19 protein-coding genes, 1 tRNA gene and 1 pseudogene are annotated in these 23,960 nt (G+C 44.0%); 8 read left to right on the plus strand and 13 right to left on the minus strand.

The annotated features are described in order from the left end of the window. Positions 1-190 precede the first annotated feature (190 nt). A complete protein-coding gene (gene leuS / locus BN8899_RS08430) occupies positions 191-2,962 on the plus strand; it encodes a leucine--tRNA ligase (RefSeq protein WP_065219081.1) in 2,772 nt (923 codons plus the stop codon). Positions 2,963-3,038: 76 nt separating this feature from the next. After that, positions 3,039-5,816, plus strand: coding sequence for an AAA domain-containing protein (locus BN8899_RS08435; RefSeq protein ID WP_231932299.1), 2,778 nt, complete (start codon positions 3,039-3,041; stop codon positions 5,814-5,816). Between the two features lie 131 nt (positions 5,817-5,947). On the opposite strand, the gene BN8899_RS08440 is transcribed toward BN8899_RS08435, so the two are convergent. Continuing rightward, the gene (locus tag BN8899_RS08440; RefSeq protein ID WP_065219083.1) at positions 5,948-6,322 is read right to left on the minus strand and encodes a YbaN family protein; all 375 of its coding nucleotides are present in this window, start codon (positions 6,320-6,322) and stop codon (positions 5,948-5,950) included. 6 nt (positions 6,323-6,328) lie between these two features. Continuing rightward, a complete protein-coding gene (locus BN8899_RS08445; RefSeq protein ID WP_065219084.1) occupies positions 6,329-7,303 on the minus strand; it encodes a tRNA-dihydrouridine synthase family protein in 975 nt (324 codons plus the stop codon). A 140-nt stretch (positions 7,304-7,443) separates the two neighbouring features. Here BN8899_RS08445 and BN8899_RS20365 point away from each other — a divergent pair, with 140 nt between their 5' ends. Then, entirely contained in the window at positions 7,444-7,650 is a 207-nt protein-coding gene (locus BN8899_RS20365) for a hypothetical protein (RefSeq protein ID WP_082986964.1), read from the plus strand. A gap of 16 nt (positions 7,651-7,666) precedes the next feature. Then, positions 7,667-8,193: pseudogene (locus tag BN8899_RS08450) on the plus strand (TlpA family protein disulfide reductase). Between the two features lie 11 nt (positions 8,194-8,204). Here the strand turns inward: BN8899_RS08450 and BN8899_RS08455 are convergent. The 5 genes from BN8899_RS08455 to BN8899_RS08475 all read right to left on the minus strand — a co-directional run bounded on the left by BN8899_RS08455 (position 8,205) and on the right by BN8899_RS08475 (position 12,552). Beyond that, on the minus strand, positions 8,205-9,092 hold the full coding sequence (locus tag BN8899_RS08455; RefSeq protein WP_187376823.1) for a DNA/RNA non-specific endonuclease: 888 nt from the start codon (positions 9,090-9,092) through the stop codon (positions 8,205-8,207). Between the two features lie 5 nt (positions 9,093-9,097). Continuing rightward, entirely contained in the window at positions 9,098-10,693 is a 1,596-nt protein-coding gene (locus BN8899_RS08460) for a S41 family peptidase (protein WP_065219086.1), read from the minus strand. An 11-nt stretch (positions 10,694-10,704) separates the two neighbouring features. Continuing rightward, positions 10,705-11,151, minus strand: coding sequence for a dCMP deaminase family protein (locus BN8899_RS08465; RefSeq protein ID WP_065219087.1), 447 nt, complete (start codon positions 11,149-11,151; stop codon positions 10,705-10,707). A gap of 14 nt (positions 11,152-11,165) precedes the next feature. Continuing rightward, positions 11,166-12,140 (minus strand): polyprenyl synthetase family protein, encoded by a 975-nt coding sequence (locus BN8899_RS08470; protein WP_065219088.1) that lies wholly within the window; start codon positions 12,138-12,140, stop codon positions 11,166-11,168. A 340-nt stretch (positions 12,141-12,480) separates the two neighbouring features. Next, a tRNA-Arg gene (locus BN8899_RS08475) sits at positions 12,481-12,552 on the minus strand. 861 nt (positions 12,553-13,413) lie between these two features. On the opposite strand from BN8899_RS08475, the gene BN8899_RS08480 reads away from it, so the two are divergent. From BN8899_RS08480 to BN8899_RS08495, 4 genes are all read left to right on the plus strand, one after another. Continuing rightward, positions 13,414-14,637, plus strand: a complete 1,224-nt coding sequence (locus BN8899_RS08480; protein WP_065219089.1) for an aminotransferase-like domain-containing protein — start codon at positions 13,414-13,416, stop codon at positions 14,635-14,637. Between the two features lie 88 nt (positions 14,638-14,725). Further along, positions 14,726-15,178, plus strand: coding sequence for a D-aminoacyl-tRNA deacylase (dtd, locus tag BN8899_RS08485; RefSeq protein WP_026207566.1), 453 nt, complete (start codon positions 14,726-14,728; stop codon positions 15,176-15,178). Positions 15,179-15,195: 17 nt separating this feature from the next. Next, entirely contained in the window at positions 15,196-15,525 is a 330-nt protein-coding gene (locus tag BN8899_RS08490; RefSeq protein ID WP_026207565.1) for a nucleotide pyrophosphohydrolase, read from the plus strand. A gap of 49 nt (positions 15,526-15,574) precedes the next feature. Continuing rightward, on the plus strand, positions 15,575-17,935 hold the full coding sequence (locus tag BN8899_RS08495) for an efflux RND transporter permease subunit (protein ID WP_065219090.1): 2,361 nt from the start codon (positions 15,575-15,577) through the stop codon (positions 17,933-17,935). Positions 17,936-17,948: 13 nt separating this feature from the next. Here BN8899_RS08495 and BN8899_RS08500 read toward each other — a convergent pair whose 3' ends face one another. The 6 genes from BN8899_RS08500 to BN8899_RS08525 all read right to left on the minus strand — a co-directional run bounded on the left by BN8899_RS08500 (position 17,949) and on the right by BN8899_RS08525 (position 23,949). Next, the gene (locus tag BN8899_RS08500) at positions 17,949-19,205 is read right to left on the minus strand and encodes a DUF58 domain-containing protein (protein ID WP_231932300.1); all 1,257 of its coding nucleotides are present in this window, start codon (positions 19,203-19,205) and stop codon (positions 17,949-17,951) included. A 74-nt stretch (positions 19,206-19,279) separates the two neighbouring features. Continuing rightward, on the minus strand, positions 19,280-20,257 hold the full coding sequence (locus BN8899_RS08505; RefSeq protein WP_065219092.1) for an AAA family ATPase: 978 nt from the start codon (positions 20,255-20,257) through the stop codon (positions 19,280-19,282). A gap of 4 nt (positions 20,258-20,261) precedes the next feature. Next, on the minus strand, positions 20,262-21,422 hold the full coding sequence (locus BN8899_RS08510) for a DUF4350 domain-containing protein (protein WP_065219093.1): 1,161 nt from the start codon (positions 21,420-21,422) through the stop codon (positions 20,262-20,264). Continuing rightward, positions 21,419-22,144, minus strand: a complete 726-nt coding sequence (locus BN8899_RS08515; RefSeq protein WP_065219094.1) for a DUF4129 domain-containing protein — start codon at positions 22,142-22,144, stop codon at positions 21,419-21,421. The genes BN8899_RS08510 and BN8899_RS08515 overlap by 4 nt, the downstream gene beginning before the upstream one ends. After that, entirely contained in the window at positions 22,128-23,003 is an 876-nt protein-coding gene (locus tag BN8899_RS08520; RefSeq protein WP_065219095.1) for a hypothetical protein, read from the minus strand. The genes BN8899_RS08515 and BN8899_RS08520 overlap by 17 nt, the downstream gene beginning before the upstream one ends. Beyond that, positions 22,990-23,949 carry a stage II sporulation protein M gene (locus BN8899_RS08525; protein ID WP_018337958.1) on the minus strand — a complete coding sequence of 320 codons (960 nt, stop codon included), beginning with the start codon at positions 23,947-23,949 and terminating at the stop codon, positions 22,990-22,992. The genes BN8899_RS08520 and BN8899_RS08525 overlap by 14 nt, the downstream gene beginning before the upstream one ends. Positions 23,950-23,960: the final 11 nt, after the last annotated feature.

Raw genomic sequence — 23,960 nt, forward strand, 5'->3', positions numbered from 1 at the left:
CAAAATATCAATAGCTCATTTTACACTAATATACCGGAATTAAAACGGGAATATTCCGTAATTGATTATAGACTTCACCTAATCACGATATGATACTCTCTGAAAAATTCGCCTATCTATTTGAATGATAAAATAGCGCAATTTTTTTATATCTTTGCCGTTCATTACGAGAACTAAAATAAGGAATAACATGGAATACAATTTCAAGGAAGTCGAGAAAAAGTGGCAAAGCTACTGGCAAGAGAACAAAACTTACCGGGTTGAAATGGATCCTTCCAAACCCAAATACTACGTGCTGGATATGTTCCCTTATCCCTCCGGGGCAGGGCTACACGTGGGACACCCGCTAGGCTACATCGCTTCCGATATATATTCCCGCTACAAGCATTTGAAAGGTTTCAACGTGTTGCATCCCATGGGATACGACGCCTACGGCCTGCCGGCTGAACAATACGCCATACAGACGGGGCAACACCCCGCAATCACGACGGAGCGGAACATCAACCGTTACCGGGAGCAAATGGATAAGATCGGGTTCTCGTACGATTGGGACAGAGAAATCCGTACCTGCGACCCGGGATATTACAAGTGGACGCAATGGACTTTCATTCAGATGTTCAATAGCTTCTTCTGCAATGACGAACAAAAAGCGATGCCGATCGGCGAGCTGGTAAAAGCATTTGAAACGACCGGCACGGAAGGGCTGAACGTGGCTTGCGGCGAAGAACTGCATTTCACGGCAGAGGAGTGGAAATCCAAATCTGAAAAGGAACAACAAGAGATATTACTAAATTACCGAATCGCTTACTTGGCGGACACGATGGTGAACTGGTGCCCGGAACTGGGAACTGTACTCGCCAATGACGAGGTGAAAGACGGGCTGTCCGAACGGGGAGGCTATCCCGTAGTGCAAAAGAAAATGCGCCAATGGTCGCTCCGGGTTTCCGCTTACGCCCAGAGATTGCTGGACGGGCTGGAGCAACTGAACTGGTCGGACTCGCTGAAAGACGTGCAACGCAACTGGATCGGTCGCTCGCAAGGAGCCGACATCGTTTTCGACGTGAAGGACTCTGACGTGAAACTGGAAATCTTCACCACCCGCCCGGATACCATCTTCGGGGTTTCTTTCATGGTACTGGCTCCCGAGTCAGATTACGTGAAACCGTTGACAATGGCGGAACAAGCGGATGCCGTTGCCGAATACCTCGATTACGTGTCCAAACGCACGGAACGGGAACGCCAGACGGAAGTGAAAAAAGTAACGGGAGTGTTTACCGGATCATACGCCATCAACCCGTTCACGAACGAAGCGATCCCGGTATGGATCAGTGAATACGTCCTGTCCGGTTACGGAACGGGGGCTATCATGGCAGTACCGGGACACGACAGCCGCGACTACGCTTTCGCGCGACATTTCAACCTGCCGATCGTTCCCGTCATCGACGACGGGGAGGGACACGATATGTCCGAAGGATCGTATGACGCGAAAGTCGGCAAGCTAATTAACAGCGGCATCATCAACGGCATGGAAGTAAAAGAGGCTATCGCCTATATCGCGCAAGAGGTGGAAAAAAGAGGCATCGGGAAAAGCAAAATCAATTACCGCCTGAGGGATGCCATTTTCAGCCGCCAGCGTTACTGGGGCGAACCGTTCCCGGTGTACTACAAGGATAACCTGCCTTATATGCTCGACGAGTCAAAATTGCCGTTGGAATTACCGGAAATCGACAAATACTTGCCGACCGAAACGGGAGAACCGCCTCTCGGTCGTGCTAAAAACTGGAAGACAGAGGACGGTTACCCGTTGGAATTGAACACGATGCCCGGTTTTGCAGGTTCCTCGGCGTACTTCTTGCGTTACATGGACCCGCACAACGACAAGGCGTTGGTGGACAAGGATATTTGCAACTATTGGCAGAACGTGGATCTCTACCTGGGAGGTTCCGAGCACGCCACCGGTCACTTGATCTATTCCCGTTTTTGGAATATGTTCCTTCATGACATCGGCGTGGCTAGCGAGGAAGAGCCTTTCAAGAAACTGATCAACCAGGGGATGATCCAGGGACGTTCAAACTTCGTGTACCGGATACAAGGCACGAATACTTTTGTTTCCCTGGGATTGAAAGACCAATACAAGACCACGGAACTACACGTGGACGTGAACATTGTCAAGAACGACGTGTTGGATCTGGAGGCTTTCCGAGCTTGGCGCCCGGAATTTGCCGATGCCGAATTTATCCTGGAAAACGAGAAATACATCTGTGGCTGGGCGATCGAGAAGATGTCCAAATCCATGTTCAACGTGGTGAACCCCGACACGATCGTCGAAGAATACGGAGCCGACACGCTGCGCTTGTACGAGATGTTCCTCGGACCGCTGGAATTTAGCAAACCGTGGGATACCCAAGGTATCGACGGGGTATTCAAATTCCTGCGTAAATTCTGGCGCTTGTTCCAAGTCGGCGAAGATTTCAGCGTAAGCGATGAAGCCCCGACCAAGGAAGAGTTGAAAGTACTGCATAAAACGATCAAGAAAGTGGAATACGACATCGAGAACTTCTCGTTCAACACGTCCGTACCCGCGTTCATGATCTGCACGAACGAGTTGACCGCCTTGAAATGCAACAAACGGGCTATCCTCGAACCGCTCGTGATCGCACTTGCTCCTTTTGCCCCGCACATGGCGGAAGAATTGTGGAGCCTGCTGGGACATACCCAAAGCATCACGAAAGAATCGTTCCCCCAATGGGAAGAGAAATTCCTCGTGGAGGACGAGTTCGAGTACCCGGTATCCTTCAACGGCAAAGTACGTTTCAAACTTGCCCTGCCGGCAACTGCCACGAACGCCGAGATAGAAACCGCCGTGAAAGCCGCCCCGGACGCAACCAAATGGCTGGAAGGGAAAGAGATCAAGAAAATGATTATCGTCCCCAAGAAGATCGTCAATATTGTAATTGGATAAAAGTTGTTCTAACGAAAAATGTTACATACATTCATTAATTATCTGTTGATTTTAATACAAATCAACAGATAATTAAATGTCACATACAAAAAATATGATTGACGCCACTCAAAACCTCATTCTGATTAACGGAGAAAACAAAACTTCACAGATAGAAGAAATCAACCGCAATGACACTGGTTTATTTTATGTGAAGTACTACGGTTCTCCCCGAATATATACATATAACAATGAAAAAATTGTGTGGCTGACTTGTCCCAAGCTTATTGACATTAAGCATACTAAAATATTCATTCACCATCATAGAGTATATGACCTAAAGAAAATATTTGCCTTCAAACATAATAATAAGATCTATTGGTACGTAATTCATACCAATGATTATACCCAATACCTAATCAACGAAGAATTAATCACCCAAACTTCATGCCTATCAGATAAAAAATCAAACAATGTATTTGAATATCTAAAAGCAGTAGCATCTTCCAACATTCTTGGCAAGGAAGAAGGAAAAGATGATCGTGGCTTACTTTCCAAGCTCTACGAAGGCATTAATTTCATTGACAATAGTAAGGCTATCGCATCTTATTTAAATCCCCCAAAAGGGCTCTACAAAAGTAAAAGTGGTCAACTTATCTTCCCTTTTGGATGCAATTCCAGTCAAAGGCAAGCAGTATTCCGCGCTTTTGAACATCAGATAAGCATTATTCAAGGTCCTCCAGGAACAGGAAAAACACAAACAATACTCAACATTGTAGCCAATATCATACAAAAAGGGAAAACGGTGTTAGTTGTTTCCAACAACAATTCTGCCACTATCAATGTACTCGATAAACTAAATAAAACAGGATTAGGTTTTATCGTGGCCCCATTAGGGAAAAAAATAAACAAGGAGAATTTCATAGCCAATCAACCACCCATACCCAAAGAACTTCAAGACTGGGCATTCAATACAGAGGAGGTAGCGCAGAAACAAAAAGAAGTGGAAGAAGTTTTAAAAAATCTTGATCAAATTTTCATAATGCAAGAAGCACTTGCACAATCTCGACAGGAACTTCAAGCCGTCGAATTGGAGTGGAAACATTTTAGTCAAGAACAAATACTCACCCCCACATCTTTCAATAGCACCCGATATACAACCTCCACTCATTTACTAAATTTATGGATACAATTTCAAACGTACGCAGAGAGCGATAGCATCGCTCCCTTAGGATGGTGGAAAAAGTGGTTAACAAATTTTAAATGGTGGTGGATGAATTTTATAGGAAAGTATCGATTGAAGTTAAAATCGGAATTCAATAAACAGAATCTATCCCCTATTATCACTGAACTACAAACTTTATATTATCAACAGAGGATTATGGAATTGAACAGACGTATAACAACCTTACAAACCAAACTAAAAACATATGATGCCAAAAACGAATCAAACAAATTAACTGAAATATCCATGCAACTATTTAAGGCAACTTTGTTTGAAAAATACAGCAAGGAAAAACGTAAAATATTTACTTCTATTACAAATTTAAGAACAGACTACAAAAGCGTACAATCGCAATATCCCGTAGTACTAAGTACTACATTTTCTTCGCGCATTTGCTTATCCGACCAAGCAGAATTCGATTATCTCATAATGGATGAAGCCTCACAAGTTTCCATCGAAACAGGAGCCTTAACACTGACATGTGCCAAGAATGTTGTAATCGTAGGTGACACCTTACAACTGCCTAACGTGGTGACAAATGAGGATAAAAAGAAACTTGACGCCATTGCCTCAGAATTTGACATACCCTCCAGTTACAATTGTACCAAGAATAGCTTCTTACAATCGATATGCTCCATTTTGCCCGATGCTCCTCAAACGCTACTGCGAGAGCATTATCGTTGCCATCCACGTATCATCAACTTTTGTAATCAAAAATTTTACGGAGGCTCTCTGCTCATTATGACTGAAGAAAACGGAGAATGCGACACGATGTGCGCTATTAAAACCGTACTAGGTAATCATGCACGCAAATATTACAACCAACGAGAGATTGACGTAATACAAAATGAAGTAATACCCCACCTACCCAAACAAACGGACATTGGTATTATTACGCCCTACAATGCTCAAGCCAAGGAATTATCTCGGCAATTGCCAGAGATTGAATCAGCTACTGTCCATAAATTTCAAGGACGAGAAAAAGATACTATTATTATGAGCATTGTAGATGACCAAATTACTGAATTTAGTGATAACCCCAATCTATTAAATGTCGCCATATCAAGAGCTAAAGAACATTTTTGTTTAGTCGTTTCAGGCAACAAACAAACTCTAAATGGCAATATAAGTGAATTACTATCCTATATTGAATATAATAACTTTACTATTACCGAAAGCAAAATACATTCTATTTTCGATTACTTGTATAGTCAATATACTCGCCAACGTTTAGCATTCATCCAAACGCATTCTAAAATATCAGAATTCGATTCTGAGAATCTCACTTTTGCCCTCATACAAAAAGTTTTGACGGAACACCAAGAGTTTCACCATTTGGGTGTATTATGCCATATCCCATTGCAACATATTATCAAGGATAACACACTCTTGAACGAAGATGAAAAAATATATGCCGCTAATTATAGTACGCACGTAGATTTTCTTATTATTAACCACGTGAGCAAAAAACCAATATTAGTGATAGAAACAGATGGCTATCGGTTTCATAACGAAAAAACAAAGCAACATCAACGGGACATAAAAAAAAATCATATTCTCGCATTGTACGAAATCCCTCTTTTGCGGTTCTCAACAGTGGAAAGTGGAGAAAAAGACAAATTAATCTCGGCGCTTAAACGAATATCTTAATTTGAACCAAAACAACGGATTCAATATTTTGAAGGAAAGAAGATGATACAAAACGATTTCTTAATATACCATTGCAAATGTAACAACTATTTACATTTTTCTAAAACTAAATAAAACACTTCTTTATAGGGTTATTTTTCTCTTTTCGCATTCGGCACAACAAACAACACGCAACACGTCCCGATCACCCCTAATGCCATTAATAATATCCGAACGTGGAGATTCTCGAGCACCGCAAAAGCCGAGATACTAATCATCGTCCACATACAAATGATTGAAACCGCTTTCGTTTTCCAGCCTACTCCTTTCTTCTCTTGAAAACGCCGGATGTAAGGCCCTAGCCACTTCGAATGATGCAAGGCATCGTGCAAACGCTTGGAACTATTATAGAAAAGCCACGAACTCAATAATAAAAACGGCGTTGTCGGCAATCCGGGTATGAAAATGCCAATGACCCCTAACACCACTGAAATACAACCTAGTATGATATATATCGTTTTCTTCATCCGGGATTATTCCTCATCTTGCCCCGCCACGAAAGCCCGCACGAGAGCCTCGTTATACTGGGACAATTTATTACTCTTGTGAACCTTCTTCAATATTTTCCGGTCTGTCAATGGCATAAAATACTCCCAAAATGTCTTCATCTTCATCACGAGCTGATGTTCTCCCTGCAAACGTTCGGCGTAAGCGGCAAGCAATTCGTCATGAAACAATTTGAATTTCCGGAATCTTTCTCCCAAAGTCAATTTCTTATCTTGAATGTATTCCATCGCCAACGCGGGGTTCGCCAATAATCCCCGACCGACCATCACTCCCTCCAAACGAGGGAAACGAGTTGTTACACTTTGAATATCTTCCACGGTCAACAAATCTCCGTTATAAAACAAAGGATGCTTGCATTGATTGTAGAACGCCTCAAAGGCATCCACATTTACCTCTCCCTTGTATTCCTGTGTTCCGACACGGGCGTGCAAGATGATCGCTGCCAAGGGCGTTTCATTCAACACGGGAAGCAATGCCAGACATTCTTCCGGGTTCTCCCATCCCAAACGCATCTTCACGGAACAACGGATTTCCGGGTATTCTTTTACCACGTCCATCAATTCCCGCACCCGTTCGGGATAAGGTAATACACCCGCTCCTTTTCCTCTCCTCGCGATCATCGGGAAAGGACACCCCATGTTAACGTCCACCCCGGTATATCCTCTCTCCCCCAGCATCTCCAAGCAAACGTCCAATTCCATCGGATCACCTCCCAAGATTTGCGGGATCAACCGCTGCACGCTATTCAACTCGGGATCGCAGTCTTTCATATCCCGAGAACGAAAACTATCCCCTTTCTCCACACGGATGAACGGGGTGTAATAAGCGTCAACGCCTCCAAAATGTTTCTCGTGCAGATTCCGGTACGTCCAATCGGTGTGCCCTTGCACGGGTGCAAAATGTATTTTGTATTTCTTCTGTTCTTCCATATCGATATTCATTGGTGGAAATGTTTTAAAACAACAAATATACCGTATTTCTCCCCGCATACGAAAAAAAATGAATAATTCCGATCATTTTTCCTATCTCACACGTACAATTATCAACAATAATCAGTAATTTTACCTTAAAATTTTAAAATATGCGATTTTTACTCTGTCCACAATGCGGCATACGCCGATTTCACGTGAAAGACGCACAAGGTAATAAATGCCTCGTGCAAGTAACCACGGATTATGTGGTTGTTCCGGTCAACGAGAATGATTCTTTAGAGGAATTCGATACGACAACCCTCTATTGTCTGGGTTGCTCGTGGAGCGGCAGCCCGAAAAGCCTGAAACGATATTAATTCAATTCAATCCAATATGAAACATTTGACTCTGATATTACTATTATTCATGACTTGTTCTTGGGTTCAAGCCCCCGAGGACGACAGGGGATATCTCGTGAAAGTGGGAGATAAAGCTCCCGACATTGAATTAATCTTCCCCAATGGCACGAAAAAGCAACTGAAAGATTTGAAAGGGAAAGTCATCATGCTGCAATTCACCGCCAGCTGGTGCGGTGTCTGTCGGAAGGAGATGCCTTTTATCGAAAAGGACATCTGGTTGAAGCATAAAGACAACCCGGATTTCGTGCTATATGGCATTGACCTTAAAGAGCCAAAAGACGTCGTAGAGAAATTTGCCAAAGAAACGGGGATCACGTATCCCCTTCTGCTCGATCCGGAAGGGAAAGCCTTTTATTCATTTGCCACTCAAGGTGCGGGCGTAACTCGCAATATTATATCATTGACAAAGAGGGAAAAATCGTTTTCCTTACCCGCTTGTACGAGCCGAAAGAGTTCGAAGAAATGACCAAGGTGATCGATAATTTATTGAAAAAGAAATAAGCCATCGTGGCTTATTTCTTTTTCTTCACGGGTTTCTTGGCTTTTTTCTTTTTCTTCTTGCCCCCGAATTTCTTAATCAAAAAATACACGAGTAAAAACAAGATGACAGCTCCCGCCACGGCGATAATTTGTTCCTTCCGGGTGGGAGGATAGGATTTCCCCGGCTGTTTCGGCATATGCTTCAAATGCGAGAGAGTATCCGCTTCCAGTAATTTTTCCAGATCATCCGGCAATTGCGGGAAAAAATCGATACCTGTCATTTTCTCCACCTTCGACACGGGTACGGCAAAACTATTCAATGAACGTTTACTTTCCTCGTTAGGCAACACGTAAGCGATCATCTGTTGTTTTGAGGGGGAATAAAACAGCTTGTAATAATACCCGGGAACGGTCACTTCCCCTTTCCCTATTTTTCCTTTATTGCTTTTAAAAATGGGTCCGGTCACCACGTGCAATACTTCCCGTTTAGCCCGTTCCCGCACGTGTTCTTCCAGCTTCTTCCAAATCCCCCGGTTAAACATCGGCACCTGCGGTGACATATTCGACATATAGAAAGTTTCGCTCATCGCTTTCGCGTTGAACGACATATCGGCGGCAGGGCATAGATGCCCCCGGTCATACCCGCTCCCCTTGTAATCGGCAAGCGTGGCACTCCACTGGCTTAATTTCGGATCGACCCGGAAGTTATCTTTCCGGCTTGCTTTACCCGTGAGATTCTTGGCTCCCAACTCGTAATACACCCAATTCGCTTGTTTGTGTTCTTTGTTAAACCCTAAACAATAATAGGAATACTCAACCAACATCCCTTCGCCAGAGGGAATATAGCGATTTTGAGCAAGACTGCCCAGTGTAAAAAATAGAAACAGGAGACCGATCAGCCTCCCGTGTATCCTGTTCATTCCGGTCATTGTTTTATCGCTTCCTGCAAAGTGTTATCAATTTGACCGATTATCGGGTAAAAACCGATGTCGTCCAATACATGGCGACCGATGAAAGCCTCTATCCGTGTTCTCAATATCTGGTAAGATTCCTTGATCTCCTTGTCATTCCGTTTTAAACCACGGCGAGCGGCATAATTTGCCATGTCGTTCACCAGGTCAAATTTCTTCAAATACCGCTGAATGGCTTTGTAATCTTTCAAGTCCGTCATCTCGTTCCGGTGCTTGTCCATGAAATCAAAGGTGTAATCATACAGGAATTGAGTTCTCGTTACCGCAGCCAGGTAACGGGTAGCCCCGGCAGTATCCGCCGGCACGAAAATATCCGGCATGATTCCACCGCCTCCATACACGGTACGTCCGCCAACAGTCTGGTACTTCAAGTTCTCGTCAAACGTGATACTATCTTTTTGGGAAAATTCGCCATGCAACATACGATTGTATATATCATTATAATATTTCTCTTTTCCTTGGTCATACGGTTTCTGGATAGAACGACCGGAAGGCGTGTAATAACGAGCCACGGTCAACCGTACGGCAGAACCGTCAGACAACATACGTTGTTCTTGAACCAACCCTTTCCCGAATGAACGGCGACCGATAATCAATCCCCGGTCATTATCTTGTATCGCTCCCGCGAAAATCTCACTCGCCGAAGCACTGAACTCGCTAATCAGCACATCGACCCGAATGTCCTTGTAACGTCCTTGACCGTTAGAAGTGAAATCCATGCGGGCACGAGCTTTTCCCTGAGTGTACAGGATCAATTTGTCGGCATCCAAAAACTCGTTAATCATCTTGATTGCCGTTTCCAATACTCCGCCTTCATTCTCCCGCAAGTCGATAATAATCTTCTTCATTCCCGCCTGCTTCAAAGTTTCCAGCGCATTCATAAATTCGATATAAGTAAGCATACCGAAAGTATTGGTCTTCAAATATCCCGTCGTGTCATTTATCATGTAAGCGACATCCACGCTTTTCACGGGGATACTGCCACGGGTAATGGTTTTCTTGATCGGTTGCGGTTCCCCCCTTCTCACGATAGTTAAATCTACCTTCGAACCGAGCTCGCCTCTCATCATTGCCATGATCCGATTCGTGTCCATGTTCACTCCCGCGACAACAGAATCGCCGACCCGGATAATCCGGTCGCCATCCTTCACGCCCGCCTTCTCCGAAGGTCCGCCGGGAACTACTTTTACCACGGTCACCGTGTCCAGATACTTGTAGAATTGTACTCCCACGCCCCCGAAATTACCTACAATTCCCTCGTTCGCCCGCTGCATATCTTTCGCCGGAATATATATCGTGTGAGGATCCAGATCGTTCAGAATGACAGGTATCGAGTTCTCTATCAATTCTGTCATATCTACCGTGTCGACATACGAATGTTGAACCATTCCCAGTATCACGTCTAATTTATTACCCATTTGAGGGTAGCCTCCCGCGGACACAGACATTTGCGTACGATCCGGCAAAAACCGGTTTATCATCATCCCGAGCACGATGGCAAGCGCCAACACGATCGGTGTCAATAATGCCCTTAAATTACTCTTGTTCATTACCGTTCAATTTAATCTTTTATCCCTTTATCATCCACTAATTCAATATACTCCACTTCAATACCTGCCTTTTGCAGCAACTCGATCCCATCCGTACTCCTGTAATGTTCCGAGTACACCACTCGCCGGATGCCCGCTTGAATGATCAATTTAGAGCACTCGATGCAAGGAGAAGCCGTCACGTACAACGTTGACCCGAAACTACTGTTATTCGATTTCGCCACTTTCGTGATGGCATTCGCCTCAGCGTGCAGCACGTAAGGTTTTGTTTTATTATCCTCGTCCTCACAGATATTCTCGAACCCGGAAGGAGTTCCGTTATACCCATCCGAAATAATCGCATCGCCCCGCACGATCAAGGCTCCCACCTGACGCCTTATGCAGTACGAATTTTCTGCCCATATCCGGGCCATTCTCAAATAACGCTCGTCTAATAATCGCTGTTTAGATTTCTCCATTTAACACATCATTATTATTTTCTCCGATTTCCCATATTGCCCAGCATCTCGTAGAAATCGACTTTTCGTTCCGCCGGAACTTCTATCTTATCCAGAATCTCCCGGCTCTTTGCCAAATATTTCTCAATTGCCGCAAAAGCGACTTCTTTTATTCCCAAACGGTCATATATACGGGTCACAGCCTCCACTTTCTCCTTGTGGTCGAAATCTTTCTTCTCGATCCATCCCCACAATTCCTCTTTCGTTTTCGGGTCAGCCAACTCCAAAGCCTTGATAAGCATATAGGTTTTCTTGTTTGACACGATATCCCCACCTATATTTTTCCCGAATTCGGCAACCTCTCCATACACGTCGAGGTAATCATCCTGCAATTGGAAAGCCAACCCGAGTGATCCCCCGAAATCATACAACGCGTTGTACTCGTGTTCGGGAGCCCCGCCGAGCAATGCCCCGTGACGCAAACTACCGGCAAGCAACACGGCTGTCTTCAAGTAAATCATGTGGATGTATTCCTCCTCGGTCACGTCATTCCTCGTCTCGAATACCATATCGTACTGTTGTCCTTTACACACATCCATCGCTACCTGGTTGAAAAAATCAATCGCCCGACGCAAATATTTATCCTCACAATGTTCGATACTCTTGTAAGCCGTGATAGCGGCTGCATCACCACTCAAGATCGCCACATTGCTATTCCATTTCTTGTGTACCGTCGGACGTCCTCTTCTCAAGTCAGCATCATCCATCACGTCATCATGCAAAAGCGTGTAATTGTGAAAGATCTCGATTCCAATAGCAGACTTCAACACATTCTCGACATCATCCCGGTAAAGATTATAAGCCATCAGCGTAAGCATCGGTCGCAACCGTTTCCCGCCATCCTCAAGCATATACAGTATAGGCTCGAACAATGAATATGGCTCTTGCATATACTCTTTTTTCTCCAACTCTTTTCTTATAATCTCTTTTAGTTCATCTAGTGTATACATGTCTTTCACTTTTTACGAATTAGTTCGGCTAAAGTATAAAAAATCATGTAACAACCCACCATGAATAAGAAGAAATATCTTTTTTCAGACCCATTTTGATTAAATTTTCCCCGTATTTCGTGTAATGTATCTCTACCCTATTTGATCTTTCTTAGTAATTACCTTTCTTACTTAAGATTCACAAGTGAAAGATCGGGAATTTAAAGAGAGAAAACAAATCGGGTACAAATTACCAGGTAGTAAAGATAACGATAGAAAAGAATAATTCAAATATTCAGAATCCAAGTAACCATTTACACGACAAAGCCCCACTCTTGAAATAAAGTGAGGCTTTGTTGTGTACCCCCGGGCAGAATCGAACTGCCATTTAAAGTTTAGGAAACTTCCGTTCTATCCGTTGAACTACAGGGGCTCTTATGGAATGGCAAAATTAATCGAAAAAAACGGTAGTTCCAAATAATATTTTCATTTCAAAATGGGAAAGATTCAAATCATCTCTTTTCTTGAAATTAATAAAAGAATGCCTCTTGGAAAAACCCTTCTGATAAATCCCGGCTACATATTTGCAAGGAAAATATCACACGGGCAAACGAACGAGAACGTCGTGTCAAATTTGCTATCCATAGTACAATAAGTTTATTCCGAAATTCAAGGACACATGAAAAAATCAGTCCTCTAATTCTGTAACCCCTTTGAGCACACGTCAGAATAGTCTTTTATCACATACACTCCTAATTTATTTGCATCAAAGGCTCCTGCGGGACAAACTTCACGTCCGGAATCATAAATCTTTCATCATATTCCTTTTCCCCGTTCATCCATTCCCAAATCTCAAGATACACATCTTTTATATGCTTTGTTTCCTGTGGGTAATTATACTTTTAGAACAAGCCCCGAATATTACTCCGGCTACTAAAATGGATAATAATTTTCTCATATACACCTAACATTTAATTTACATCCTAGGCAAAGGTATGAATAAATATTTCTTTTAGGTTGATTTTCAGAGTAATTTCATCAAAGAATACACTATTTTGTTATATTCTCGAATAATAGAATATAAAAACCCTAGATTGTCGAGGGGAGACATCCCCTCCATCCAACTTGTCCAAAAAATTAAATTATTACTTAAACGGCGTTAAAACATCAAAATTGAAAGTTTTGCAATCGATTTTATTAAAAAATTGATATGAAAAATTTTATTTCAAAAACTTATTATTAACTTCGCAACACAAATACATAACAGCGTATATTCACTTTAAAACAGATAAACATGGTTAGCGACTACAAAGAAATTTTATCAGACAGCGCCAAAGGAATGAAGCGCTCTGCTATCAGGGAGTTATTGAAGTTAACTCAAAAACCGGAAATTATCTCTTTCGCCGGGGGACTACCCGCTAAAGAATCTTTCCCTCTGGAACAATTGCAAGAGATTTGCGCGGAAGTTATCGCCACGGATGGTGCTGCCGCTTGCCAATACGGCTCAACGGAAGGTGTTCCGGAATTATTGGAAATTCTGGCTCAACGTTACCGCGACCAAGGCTTAAGCTACGTGACCAAGGAAAATATCACGATCATCACCTCTTCTCAACAAGGTTTGGACACGGTGGGTAAGATTTTCTTGAATCGCGGCGACAAATATATTTGCGAATTACCTTCTTACTTGGGGGCTATCGGTGCGTTCAACTCTTACGGCGGCGTGGGTGTAGGTATCCCGCAAGATGAACAGGGTATGAGTGCCGTGGAACTGGAAAAAACTTTGGCTGAAATGAAGGCTAAAGGTGAAAAACCAAAATTCATTTACTTGATCCCGGACTTCCAGAATCCCGCCGGTATGACCATGCCAGAAGCAAGAAGAATCGAGATCTTGAATATCGCCAAGAAATACGAAATCATGATTATCGAGGACAGCCCTTACCGTGAATTACGTTTCTCGGGCAAACCGCAACGTATGTTATACGACCTCGATAACGGCGAAGGCAACGTGATTACCTTGGGTACTTTCTCCAAGATTTTCATGCCGGGATTCCGCATGGGTTGGGTATTGGCCCACCCGATGGTAATCGACAACTTCGTGAAAGCAAAACAAAGCACTGACCTTTGTACTTCCGCTTTCTTGCAGAAGATTACCGTGAAATTCTTCCAGAAGAACTACTTTGACGCCAACGTGAAAAAGATCGTTGACATGTATCGCAAGAAACTGGAAGCGATGCTAGGTGCTTTCGAACAATACATGCCAGAAGGTGTTACTTGGACTCGTCCGGAAGGTGGTTTGTTCCTGTTCTTAAACCTGCCGGAAGGATACGACGCAGAAGAGTTGTTCCAGATCGCTATCGAGAAAAACGTGGCTTTCGTTCTCGGAACCGTGTTCTTCGTTAACGGTAAAGGTAAAAACACCATGCGTATCAACTTCTCTTACATGAGCGAAGAAAAGAACATCGAAGGTGTCAAGAGACTTGCCGATTCTATCAAAGAGCTTTACGCAAGACATAAATAATTTAGAATTTAAAATTTAAAATTTAGAGTGGAGTATATAAGCGAAAATGTTTATATATTTCACTCTAATTTTAAAACCTAAATTTCAAATGAAAATCGTTATTCAAAGAGTCACACGGGCAAGTGTTACAATTGAACAAAAAATATTCTCATCTATCAAGAGCGGATTACTCATTTTAGTCGGCATTCAAGCTGATGACACGGACGAAGATATTGCATGGCTAGCTTCCAAGATCGTAAACCTTCGTATTTTCGATGACGAGAATGGAGTGATGAACAAATCTATACTAGAAACCGAGGGTGAAATTCTTGCTGTTAGCCAATTTACTCTAATGGCTCGTACAAAAAAAGGCAATCGCCCCTCTTATATTGATGCCGCACCACCTGCAATTTCTGTTCCTTTATACGAAAAATTCGTATCTACTTTAAACAAAGAACTCCACAAAGAGGTTCAAACCGGACAATTTGGAGCAGATATGAAAGTCGAATTAATAAATGACGGACCTGTAACTATTATAATCGATAGCAAATCTAAAATTTAAATTCTAAATTCAACACCGTGGACATAGCAGAATTACAAACAGCAGTAGACGCTTGGATTAAGACTCATGGAGTCAGATATTTTAGCGAATTAACAAATATGACGATTCTCGTGGAAGAAGTCGGGGAACTAGCCCGGGTGATCGCGAGAAAGTACGGGGAACAATCTTACAAGGAAGGGGAAGTAGACAACCTAGCCGACGAGTTGAGCGACGTGTTGTGGGTACTGGTGTGCTTGGCAAACCAAACGGGAGTGGATTTGAACGAGGCAATAAACAATAATTTTGCAAAAAAAACAGCAAGAGATGCTAATCGGCACAAAAAAAATCCCAAACTCTTAAAAGATTAACCACATTTATCCTACTTTTGCCTACAAATGCGTAAACAATAAAAACATCATGTGGACTAAGATAGCAGGGATTCTTCTTCGTAACCGGATTGCCTTTATTACAGGCATCTTAATCATAACCATCTTCATGGGAATTCAAATTCCCAAGGTGGAAATGTCGTACGAATATGCCAACCTACTACCTGCCACGGATAGTGCTTACCTGGATTATGTCGATTTCCACGAGAAATTCGGACAAGAAGGCAACGTTATGGTTTTTGCCGTCCAGGACAAAGATTTCTACCAATTGGACAAGCTGAACGACTGGATTGCCATGTGCGACAGCTTGAAAACCTTACACGGGGTGATTGCCCTCGTGGATATCACGCATTCGTATAACTTGCAAAAAGATACCGTCAATAAAAAATTCGAGATCCACTCCATCTTCCCGAAACAAATCAAAGACCAACGAGAACTGGATAGCCTAGTCAATATCATTGAAAATTTACCGTTCTACGACGGGACGCTTTTCAATAAATCGAAAGACATCTACGGGATGATGGTTTCGGTTTCTGCCGAGGTGATGAATTCCCCCGCTCGGGTTGGCTTAGTCAAAGAAGTATTAGAAATCACGGAAAATTATTCGGCGAAATACAACATACAGATGCATTACTCGGGAATGCCCTACATACGAGTAATCAATGCCGAAAACATCAAGGGGGAAATGTATATGTTCATCTTCCTGTCCCTGTTGATTACCACGTGCATACTGTATCTATTTTTCCGTTCTTTCAGAATCATCGGTTTCTGTTTGCTGATCGTGTTGATCTGCGTGAGTTGGACGGTCGGTGTCATGTCTATGCTAGGGATTAAGATTACCTTGTTGACTGCTATGCTCCCGCCTTTGTTAATCGTGATCTGTATACCGAATCTGGTGTTCATGATTAATAAGTTCCACGCGGAATACGATCGGCACGGTAACAAAATCAAGGCACTGCAACGCATGATTCAAAGGATTGGAAATGCTTCCTTTTTGAGTAATCTAACCACGGCTGCCGGGTTTGCCACGTTTATCGTGACTTCCAGCCAAATCCTTGTAGAATTTGGAATCACGGCATCGATCGGTATTGCCTTTGTTTACTTCGTATGCCTCATCATGATTCCCTGCGGGTTCAGCTTTATGCCCGATCCGGATAGCAAACAAATCAAACATCTACACAATAAACTGGTAAATAACACTATAGATCGTGTAATTCAGCTTATCCTCAATCGCCGGAATGTCGTGTATGCTATTGCAATTATTGTTGTCATCTTGGGCGGGATAGGGATATCCATGATAAAGTCTACCGGTTACATGGTAGATGACTTGAAAGAAACGGATCCCATTCGTCAGGATCTCTCCTTCTTTGAACAAAACTTTGACGGATTGATGCCCCTTGAGGTTACTGTCGATTTCAAAAAACCAAAGCAAGTTTTAAACCTGCCAAATCTTGAAAAGCTGGACAAGCTCTCCAAGGAACTAGCCAAAGATGAAGATATATCTAAGCCTATTTCTATCGTGGAAGTAATCAAATTTGCCAACCAGGCATTTTATAACGGCAAGCCGACTTATTACAAGCTCCCGACCAACATGACGAAGAACTTTATTCTGAAATATGCTTCGCAATCCACGGGAGAACTTGGCAACCAAGCGAATTCATTTGTTGACTCCTCCCTCCAGCGAACACGACTAAGTTTCCGCATCAAAGACATCGGCACCAAAAAAATGCAGGAGAAAGAGAATAAACTCTACGAGATTGTTGAAAAATATTTTCCTAGCGATCGCTACACGGTGAAAGTCACAGGTTCAAGTATCATTTTCTTTAAAGGTACTCAATATCTTGTATTCAACCTGTTTACCTCGCTCGCCTTGGCAATCTTCCTGATCGCCCTATTCATGGCATGGATGTTCAAGAGCAAACGTATGGTACTCGTGGCTCTCCTTCCTAATATTATTCCACAGATCATTACGGCTGCCATCATGGGATACTTCGGAATCCCGATCAAGGCGTCCACGATTCTGGTATTCAGTATCGCGTTCGGTATCTCGGTGGACGGAACGATCCACTATCTGGCAAAATACCGCCAGGAGTTGCAAGGAACGAACTGGAGTATCCGTTCTTCCGCTGTATTGGCATTGAAAGAAGCCGGGCAAAGCATGATATACAATGCTATCATCCTATTCTTTGGCTTCGGAATCTTCGCCCTTTCCGATTTCGGGGGAACCGTCGCTTTAGGTATTCTGGTATCAATCACGTTGTTAGCCGCCATGCTCTCCAACTTGATACTCCTCCCGTCGCTTTTGCTGACGCTGGACAAGCATACCACGAACAAGACATTCCAAGAACCTAAAATCGATATTTTCGCAGAAGGGGAAGTAAAAGAAAAATAAAAAAGCGGAGGCATCATATCAGCTTCCGCTCCTTCAAATCCAGGTAACTATTAATACTATTTACCGTGAGGGCTTCCGGCTTGGAAAGGATCACCCGAATGCCTAATTGGCTCAACTCTCTCACCATTTGCCGTTTCTCCATGGCGAATCCGGCAGCGATCGTTTCAAAATAAACATCCTTGACTCCACGTACGGGGCGTTCCATTGCCTTATTCAGTTCCGAGTTTTCAAATAAAACGACCAATACCAAATGCCGGGTAGCCAACTGCCGTAATGCAGGGAGATGGCGTTTCATCCCGGTCACAGTATCGAAATTGGTAAAGAGGATCAACAAACTACGGGTAGGAATTTGCCGGACAACCGAAACATACAATTTCTCGAAATCCGCTTCCTGATAGTGTGTTTCCAACCGATACAGGGATTCACTAATCTTGTTCAGCTGTCCCATCCGGTTATCTGCCTTCACGCAATTTCGGGAAGTATTCGAGAAAGTGATCAAACCTGCCCGGTCACCCTTCTTCAAGATCACGTTAGACAACGTCAGCACCGTATTTATCGCGTGGTCGAGCATCGTCATGCCATTAAAAGGCGATTGCATCGTACGTCCCTTATCCACGAGGCAATAAATCTGCTGAGAGCGTTCCTCCGTGTACGTATTTACCATCAAATGATTATGCTTCGCCGTGGCTTTCCAGTTTACGGTACGGGGATCATCTCCCACCACGTAAGGCTTTATCTGCTCGAATGCCATATTCCCTCCTAACGCACGGGTACGAATAGCCCCATTCTCCGGGTGATAATTCCCGCAAGCCATCAACTCGTAGCGATGCATCATCATAAACGAGGGATAAACAGCGACTTCTTGCTCCAGATCAAAAGAATAACGCCTTTCCACGAGTGACAACCGGGTAGATATAAACGCACGTACTTTGCCAAACCCGTACGCACCTCGTTTAGTCGGGCGCAAAGTATAATTTATCTCTTTTTGTTCTCCCGGGGACACGCTTACATGAAAAGAAATATCCCGATTTTGAAACTCCACGGGAATTTCGTCAATCAAGCGGCAACGCACCCCTACAGGATAACCGTTTCGGATTACCACACGAACGGGATTATCCTCCCCGTTGGAAAATTTGTCCGCAACGACACGGGATGCCTCAAAGCCTTGCTTGTATCGATAAAGAGTTATTAATTCTAACAACAACATCACGCCCAACACGCACAAGGCTCCCGTCACCCATATCCATAGCGGGGGGATGATATAAACCATCACTAGTGCGAAAACGCCCAGCAATAAACAGGTGAAAAACCGCCCGGTCAGATATGTTTCTTTAAAGCCTCGCACTATCTTGGTACTTCTATTTTAGACACGATTTGTTGCACGACTTGATCAACCGTCACACCCTCCAATTCCTTCTCGGAAGACAATTGCACCCGATGCCTCAACACGGGAGCTGCCAGCTGTAACACGTCATCCGGCACCACGAAATCCCTTCCTTGGATAGCCGCAAACGCCTTCGCCCCGTTCATCAAGGCAATCGAAGCCCGAGGGGAAGCCCCCAGGTACAACCACCCGCTCTTGCGCGTAGCGTAAACAATATTCACGATAAATGTTTTGATCTTCGGGTCGACAACCACTTGGGACACCGACTTCCGCAATTCCCTCAACATATCCGCACTCAACACGGGTTCCAGCGTATTCCAATCCTTAATCGCCCCCCGGTCATGCAACTCGAGCACCTCGATCTCCTCCTCTACGGACGGGTAAGTCACGTTTATCTTGAACAGGAAACGATCTAACTGGGCTTCCGGCAAACGGTACGTTCCCTCGTGTTCGATCGGGTTCTGCGTTCCCACCACGACAAACGGGTAATCCATCTTGTACTCCGTCCCGTCATTCGTGATCTGCCGTTCCTCCATTACCTCGAACAGCGCCGCCTGTGTCTTTGCCGGAGCACGGTTGATCTCATCCACCAACACGATATTGGAAAATATCGGTCCCTTCCGGTACTCGAAACGTCCTGTTGCCGGGATAAATACCGAAGTCCCCAGAATATCGCTTGGCATCAAATCCGGAGTAAACTGTATCCGGCTGAAACTCACGTCCAGCAACCGTGCCATCACCTTTGCCATAAATGTTTTCGCGATTCCGGGTACTCCCTCGATCAATATATGTCCGTCAGCCAACATCGCCGTAAGCAACAAATCCGCCACTTCCCGCTGCCCGACAATCACTTTGCCCATTTGCTCTCGCATCCGGGCTACCTTCTCGTGCAGACTCGTGAAGTCAATTCTCGACTCGAAATTTATCTGGTCTTCCATGCTTCTATCTTTTAGTTTTAAACAACTCTATATATTTCATTAACTCTCGTAACTCCTCCTTATCCACGTGTTCCGCCCCACGAATCGACAGAATCAACTTTACCAACTTTTCCACCTCTCCTTTCGACACGCCCGAACGCTCCGACAGCAATACCATAAACTCCTCGTTCAACTCATCCGTCCGCAATTTATAATAATAACGGACTTCTTCCAGGAAACAATCCACCCGCTTATTAGCTATCGCCACGTGATCCCGGTGTTTGTAATACAAGGAACTCACCACCCCCACGAACTCCAACGTCCTGTTTTCCGGCGGGCGAATCACCGGAATATACCGCTGCTCCCGTTTTGAACGGAACAACACGTATAAAATTCCCCCTAACAACAACAAGATATACGCCCACTTCAACGCCGGATACTGAAGAAGCACCCGGAAAGGGGTCGCTTGCCCCTTACGTTCGTTTTTCATGTATTCATCCCAAACAACATTCAAATCGGGAGGAAGGAATGACAATGCCTTCTGGTAATAATCCCCCACTAAAGAATCCAGCAAATAAAGATTCGTGAAAGCGATCGGATTCGCATGCAGATAAATCATTCCTTCACCATATGGCAGCCGAATAAAATTCGGCATATTCACCGAATCCACGTATCCCAATACCTCTCCGGCAAAAGAATCTTCCAACTTGAAATACTTATGTTTTGTCCGGAAAGGATATGCTTTTTCATTAAATCCGCGGATATAATCCATCCCTCCCCGAGAATCCTGAACTTCCTTCACTCCCGCAACGGTCAGCAAAGTATCCGGTATATATTCGGCAGAAAGGAAAAGCGTGTTCCCTTCCCCCGTGTAATCCAGCAACAATTGCGCCTCCTCGTTCATATTCCTGAAATACATACTCACGAAGAAATACACCTCGGGGAGATCGCTATCCTTCAACCGCCACCTCTCCCACGGGGAAACCCTCGAAACGATCACCTTCCCTCCCGGAAACATATAAGGCAATGCATCCTTCATGATATAAGTCCCGAAAGGTCCTTTCTTATCAACCGAAAAATTCATACTCCAATCCACCGGTTGCGGCTGATTCACCTCGTAAACCGTGTAAATACCCATTAGCGCTACCACGAGAAAAACGATCCACAAATTCTGCCTGCGCTTCATTTCTCCACCTCCTTTCTGAAATCTGCGAAACACTGCTTGATATTCCGGTACACCGCCTCGTCTACCGGAAAATCCCCGTAAGAAACATAATCGAAGATACGGCTCAAATCCTCGAAAGCACGGCTCCATTCCGGATTCCGGATCTCGTACACGTAATCCCGGTTTGTCTTGGAAGCCTCCCAGCGAATCAGCTGTTTTTTATCCAAAACTTGAAGTAGTCCCGAATAACTTACTCTGACAGCGAGTGTATAATCCTTTTCCTGTTCCGCCTTCTGTAACATCCGCGAGAAAACATCCCCCTCCTGTTCTCCGTTGTATTCCACGGCATCCTCTCCGAAAAGTCCCTCCCCTCGTTTCCTAAACACGAAGCTCTTTCGATGCTTCACGATCAAAAACACCAGCCCCAGCACGAAGAAAATCACAAAGGCATACAACACGCCATCCATCACTTGTGAAGACTTATCAGACCATTTGACACGAAGCAATCGCTCCAAAATCCAGCGTTTGATCCAATCCCACAACCCGGGAGCGGTCGTCATATTCCGTTCATAATCAAAATGAGCATCTTTCCTGTATTTTTCCAGGAAATCAGCATCCGGGGAACGCATCACGTAAGAAGAATCCCGCGGAAGTAATATCCCCGTGGTCTTCCCTTCCACCAGAATCGTCCCCTGGCAAAAAAGCAAGGCAAACAGAATAATATATTTAATCAATCGCCTCATCTGTTCTCTTTTCGGGAGATGTCCCCAATTCCTCTATCCGGCTCAATAAAGTCGTATGCTCCATTTCTTCCGACCGGGAGAAAAACAACATTCCGATACCGAGAAACAAGATTGTGTACAGCGTGTATTGCCCTAGATAAGCAAATAACAAGCTAAATGTCAACTCGTAAACTCCCGGAGCCTCTCCCGTGAAAGCCGTCGTCATCGTCACCGCCATGTATGGAATACTAAACACGTAAGCAACAACACCCACCAACAATTGCAACACCAGGGCATACCCGAAAATCTTCCACCAGTTACCCTTTGCCATCGCCATCGCTTCCGTTATCAACGCCCCCAGCCCCTTATCCTTAATAATAATCAGATACACCCCGAAAGTCAACGCAACACCGAAATAGATACCCGGCACGATAAGGAAAAAACACCCCACCACCACGATAATGAAATAAAAAAAAGTCCATCCCAAGTACAGTCCGAATTTTTTCACCATCATGCCAAACACCTCGCCCACCGTGATCCGTTCTTCGATACCACCCCGGTAATGATCCCAATACACCCGGAGATAACAAATCGAAAACAATTGTACCCACGCCACGATAAACATAGAGGCAAATCCCGTCAGAATTGAATTACCCGCAATCTCCATAAAAGAATCCGCCCCGTATTCTTGCGGATTATATGACATCTCTAGCGATCCCAACAGCAAATCTTTTATAAGAAACACCATCAACAATACAACCGGGAACCCGATTATCGCAAAGGCTCGAATAAAAGGCACGAATTCCTGTTTTACAAGATTGATCGTTGCTGTTATCAAATCCGAAAAAGAACGCTCTACACTCAAATTAATCTTTTCCATACAACTCGCTTTTATGTAAATAATAAGGATAAACTATAAAATAACCGACCACTCCTCCCAAGGAAAGCAGTATCGCCACTGCCCCCACGAACGGGTATGCATCGGCATATCTTGTAATAAAACTTTCTATCCATCCGGCAATCACGAAAAAAGGAATCAATCCCGTGACAATCTTTATTCCCCGCAAAGCACCCTCCTTGAAAGAATACATCCGCCGGTAAGTACCCGGGAACAAGAAACTATTCCCCATCACCAATCCTGCCCCGCCAGCAATGATAATGGAAGTAATCTCAAAAGTCCCGTGCGCCCAAACCGAAAGCACCGAGTGCAACAACAACCCATGCTGGAAAAAGAAATACTGGAAAGCCCCGATCATCAAACCGTTCGTGAAAAGCATCCACAACGTTCCAGCGGAAAAAAGGATACCGAAAACAAAAGCGATAAACGAAACCCTTATATTATTCGTCGTAATCATCACAAACATATCCAGTTCGTCCCCGGAAGCGTAAATCCCCATGGGAGTCCCGTCCTCAATATTACGAATAGTCCTTTCCACGTATGCGTCTCCCAGAATAGAACGTACAAAGGTTTCATCATGAGCCGCGGAAAACACCCCAATCAATGCAGAAAACACGAAAAAAAGCAAAGCGAACAACAACGTCCGTCGTTCCCGGTAAAGCAACAGGGGAAACTCATGCCCCCAGAATGCCAGTACGCCCTTTCTCTCTGACACCTGTCCCTTCCCGTATATATTAATCTGATAAACAGAGATTAACTGGTTCAAATACTTCTCCACCTCGCTACCCGGGAAAAAAGTCTTGGCATAAGAAAGATCATCCGACAAAATCACGTAATTCGAGGCGAGCGTGTCCGTGTTCTGGCGACTCACGTTCTCCATCTCTGCCCATTTTGACTTATTCTTGTTTACAAACCTCGACTCTTTCATAGTCCTGTTAC

The organism is Butyricimonas sp. Marseille-P2440 (assembly GCF_900091675.1).
GTDB classification, from domain to species: Bacteria; Bacteroidota; Bacteroidia; order Bacteroidales; family Marinifilaceae; genus Butyricimonas; species Butyricimonas synergistica.

Coding starts and splice junctions, on each gene's coding strand:
- leuS (WP_065219081.1), top strand. CDS start 191: ATGGAATACAATTTCAAGGAAGTCGAGAAAAAGTGGCAAAGCTACTGG.
- BN8899_RS08435 (WP_231932299.1), top strand. CDS start 3,039: ATGTCACATACAAAAAATATGATTGACGCCACTCAAAACCTCATTCTG.
- BN8899_RS08440 (WP_065219083.1), bottom strand. CDS start 6,322: ATGAAGAAAACGATATATATCATACTAGGTTGTATTTCAGTGGTGTTA.
- BN8899_RS08445 (WP_065219084.1), bottom strand. CDS start 7,303: ATGAATATCGATATGGAAGAACAGAAGAAATACAAAATACATTTTGCA.
- BN8899_RS20365 (WP_082986964.1), top strand. CDS start 7,444: ATGCGATTTTTACTCTGTCCACAATGCGGCATACGCCGATTTCACGTG.
- BN8899_RS08455 (WP_187376823.1), bottom strand. CDS start 9,092: ATGAACAGGATACACGGGAGGCTGATCGGTCTCCTGTTTCTATTTTTT.
- BN8899_RS08460 (WP_065219086.1), bottom strand. CDS start 10,693: ATGAACAAGAGTAATTTAAGGGCATTATTGACACCGATCGTGTTGGCG.
- BN8899_RS08465 (WP_065219087.1), bottom strand. CDS start 11,151: ATGGAGAAATCTAAACAGCGATTATTAGACGAGCGTTATTTGAGAATG.
- BN8899_RS08470 (WP_065219088.1), bottom strand. CDS start 12,140: ATGTATACACTAGATGAACTAAAAGAGATTATAAGAAAAGAGTTGGAG.
- BN8899_RS08480 (WP_065219089.1), top strand. CDS start 13,414: ATGGTTAGCGACTACAAAGAAATTTTATCAGACAGCGCCAAAGGAATG.
- dtd (WP_026207566.1), top strand. CDS start 14,726: ATGAAAATCGTTATTCAAAGAGTCACACGGGCAAGTGTTACAATTGAA.
- BN8899_RS08495 (WP_065219090.1), top strand. CDS start 15,575: ATGTGGACTAAGATAGCAGGGATTCTTCTTCGTAACCGGATTGCCTTT.
- BN8899_RS08500 (WP_231932300.1), bottom strand. CDS start 19,205: ATGGTTTATATCATCCCCCCGCTATGGATATGGGTGACGGGAGCCTTG.
- BN8899_RS08505 (WP_065219092.1), bottom strand. CDS start 20,257: ATGGAAGACCAGATAAATTTCGAGTCGAGAATTGACTTCACGAGTCTG.
- BN8899_RS08510 (WP_065219093.1), bottom strand. CDS start 21,422: ATGAAGCGCAGGCAGAATTTGTGGATCGTTTTTCTCGTGGTAGCGCTA.
- BN8899_RS08515 (WP_065219094.1), bottom strand. CDS start 22,144: ATGAGGCGATTGATTAAATATATTATTCTGTTTGCCTTGCTTTTTTGC.
- BN8899_RS08520 (WP_065219095.1), bottom strand. CDS start 23,003: ATGGAAAAGATTAATTTGAGTGTAGAGCGTTCTTTTTCGGATTTGATA.
- BN8899_RS08525 (WP_018337958.1), bottom strand. CDS start 23,949: ATGAAAGAGTCGAGGTTTGTAAACAAGAATAAGTCAAAATGGGCAGAG.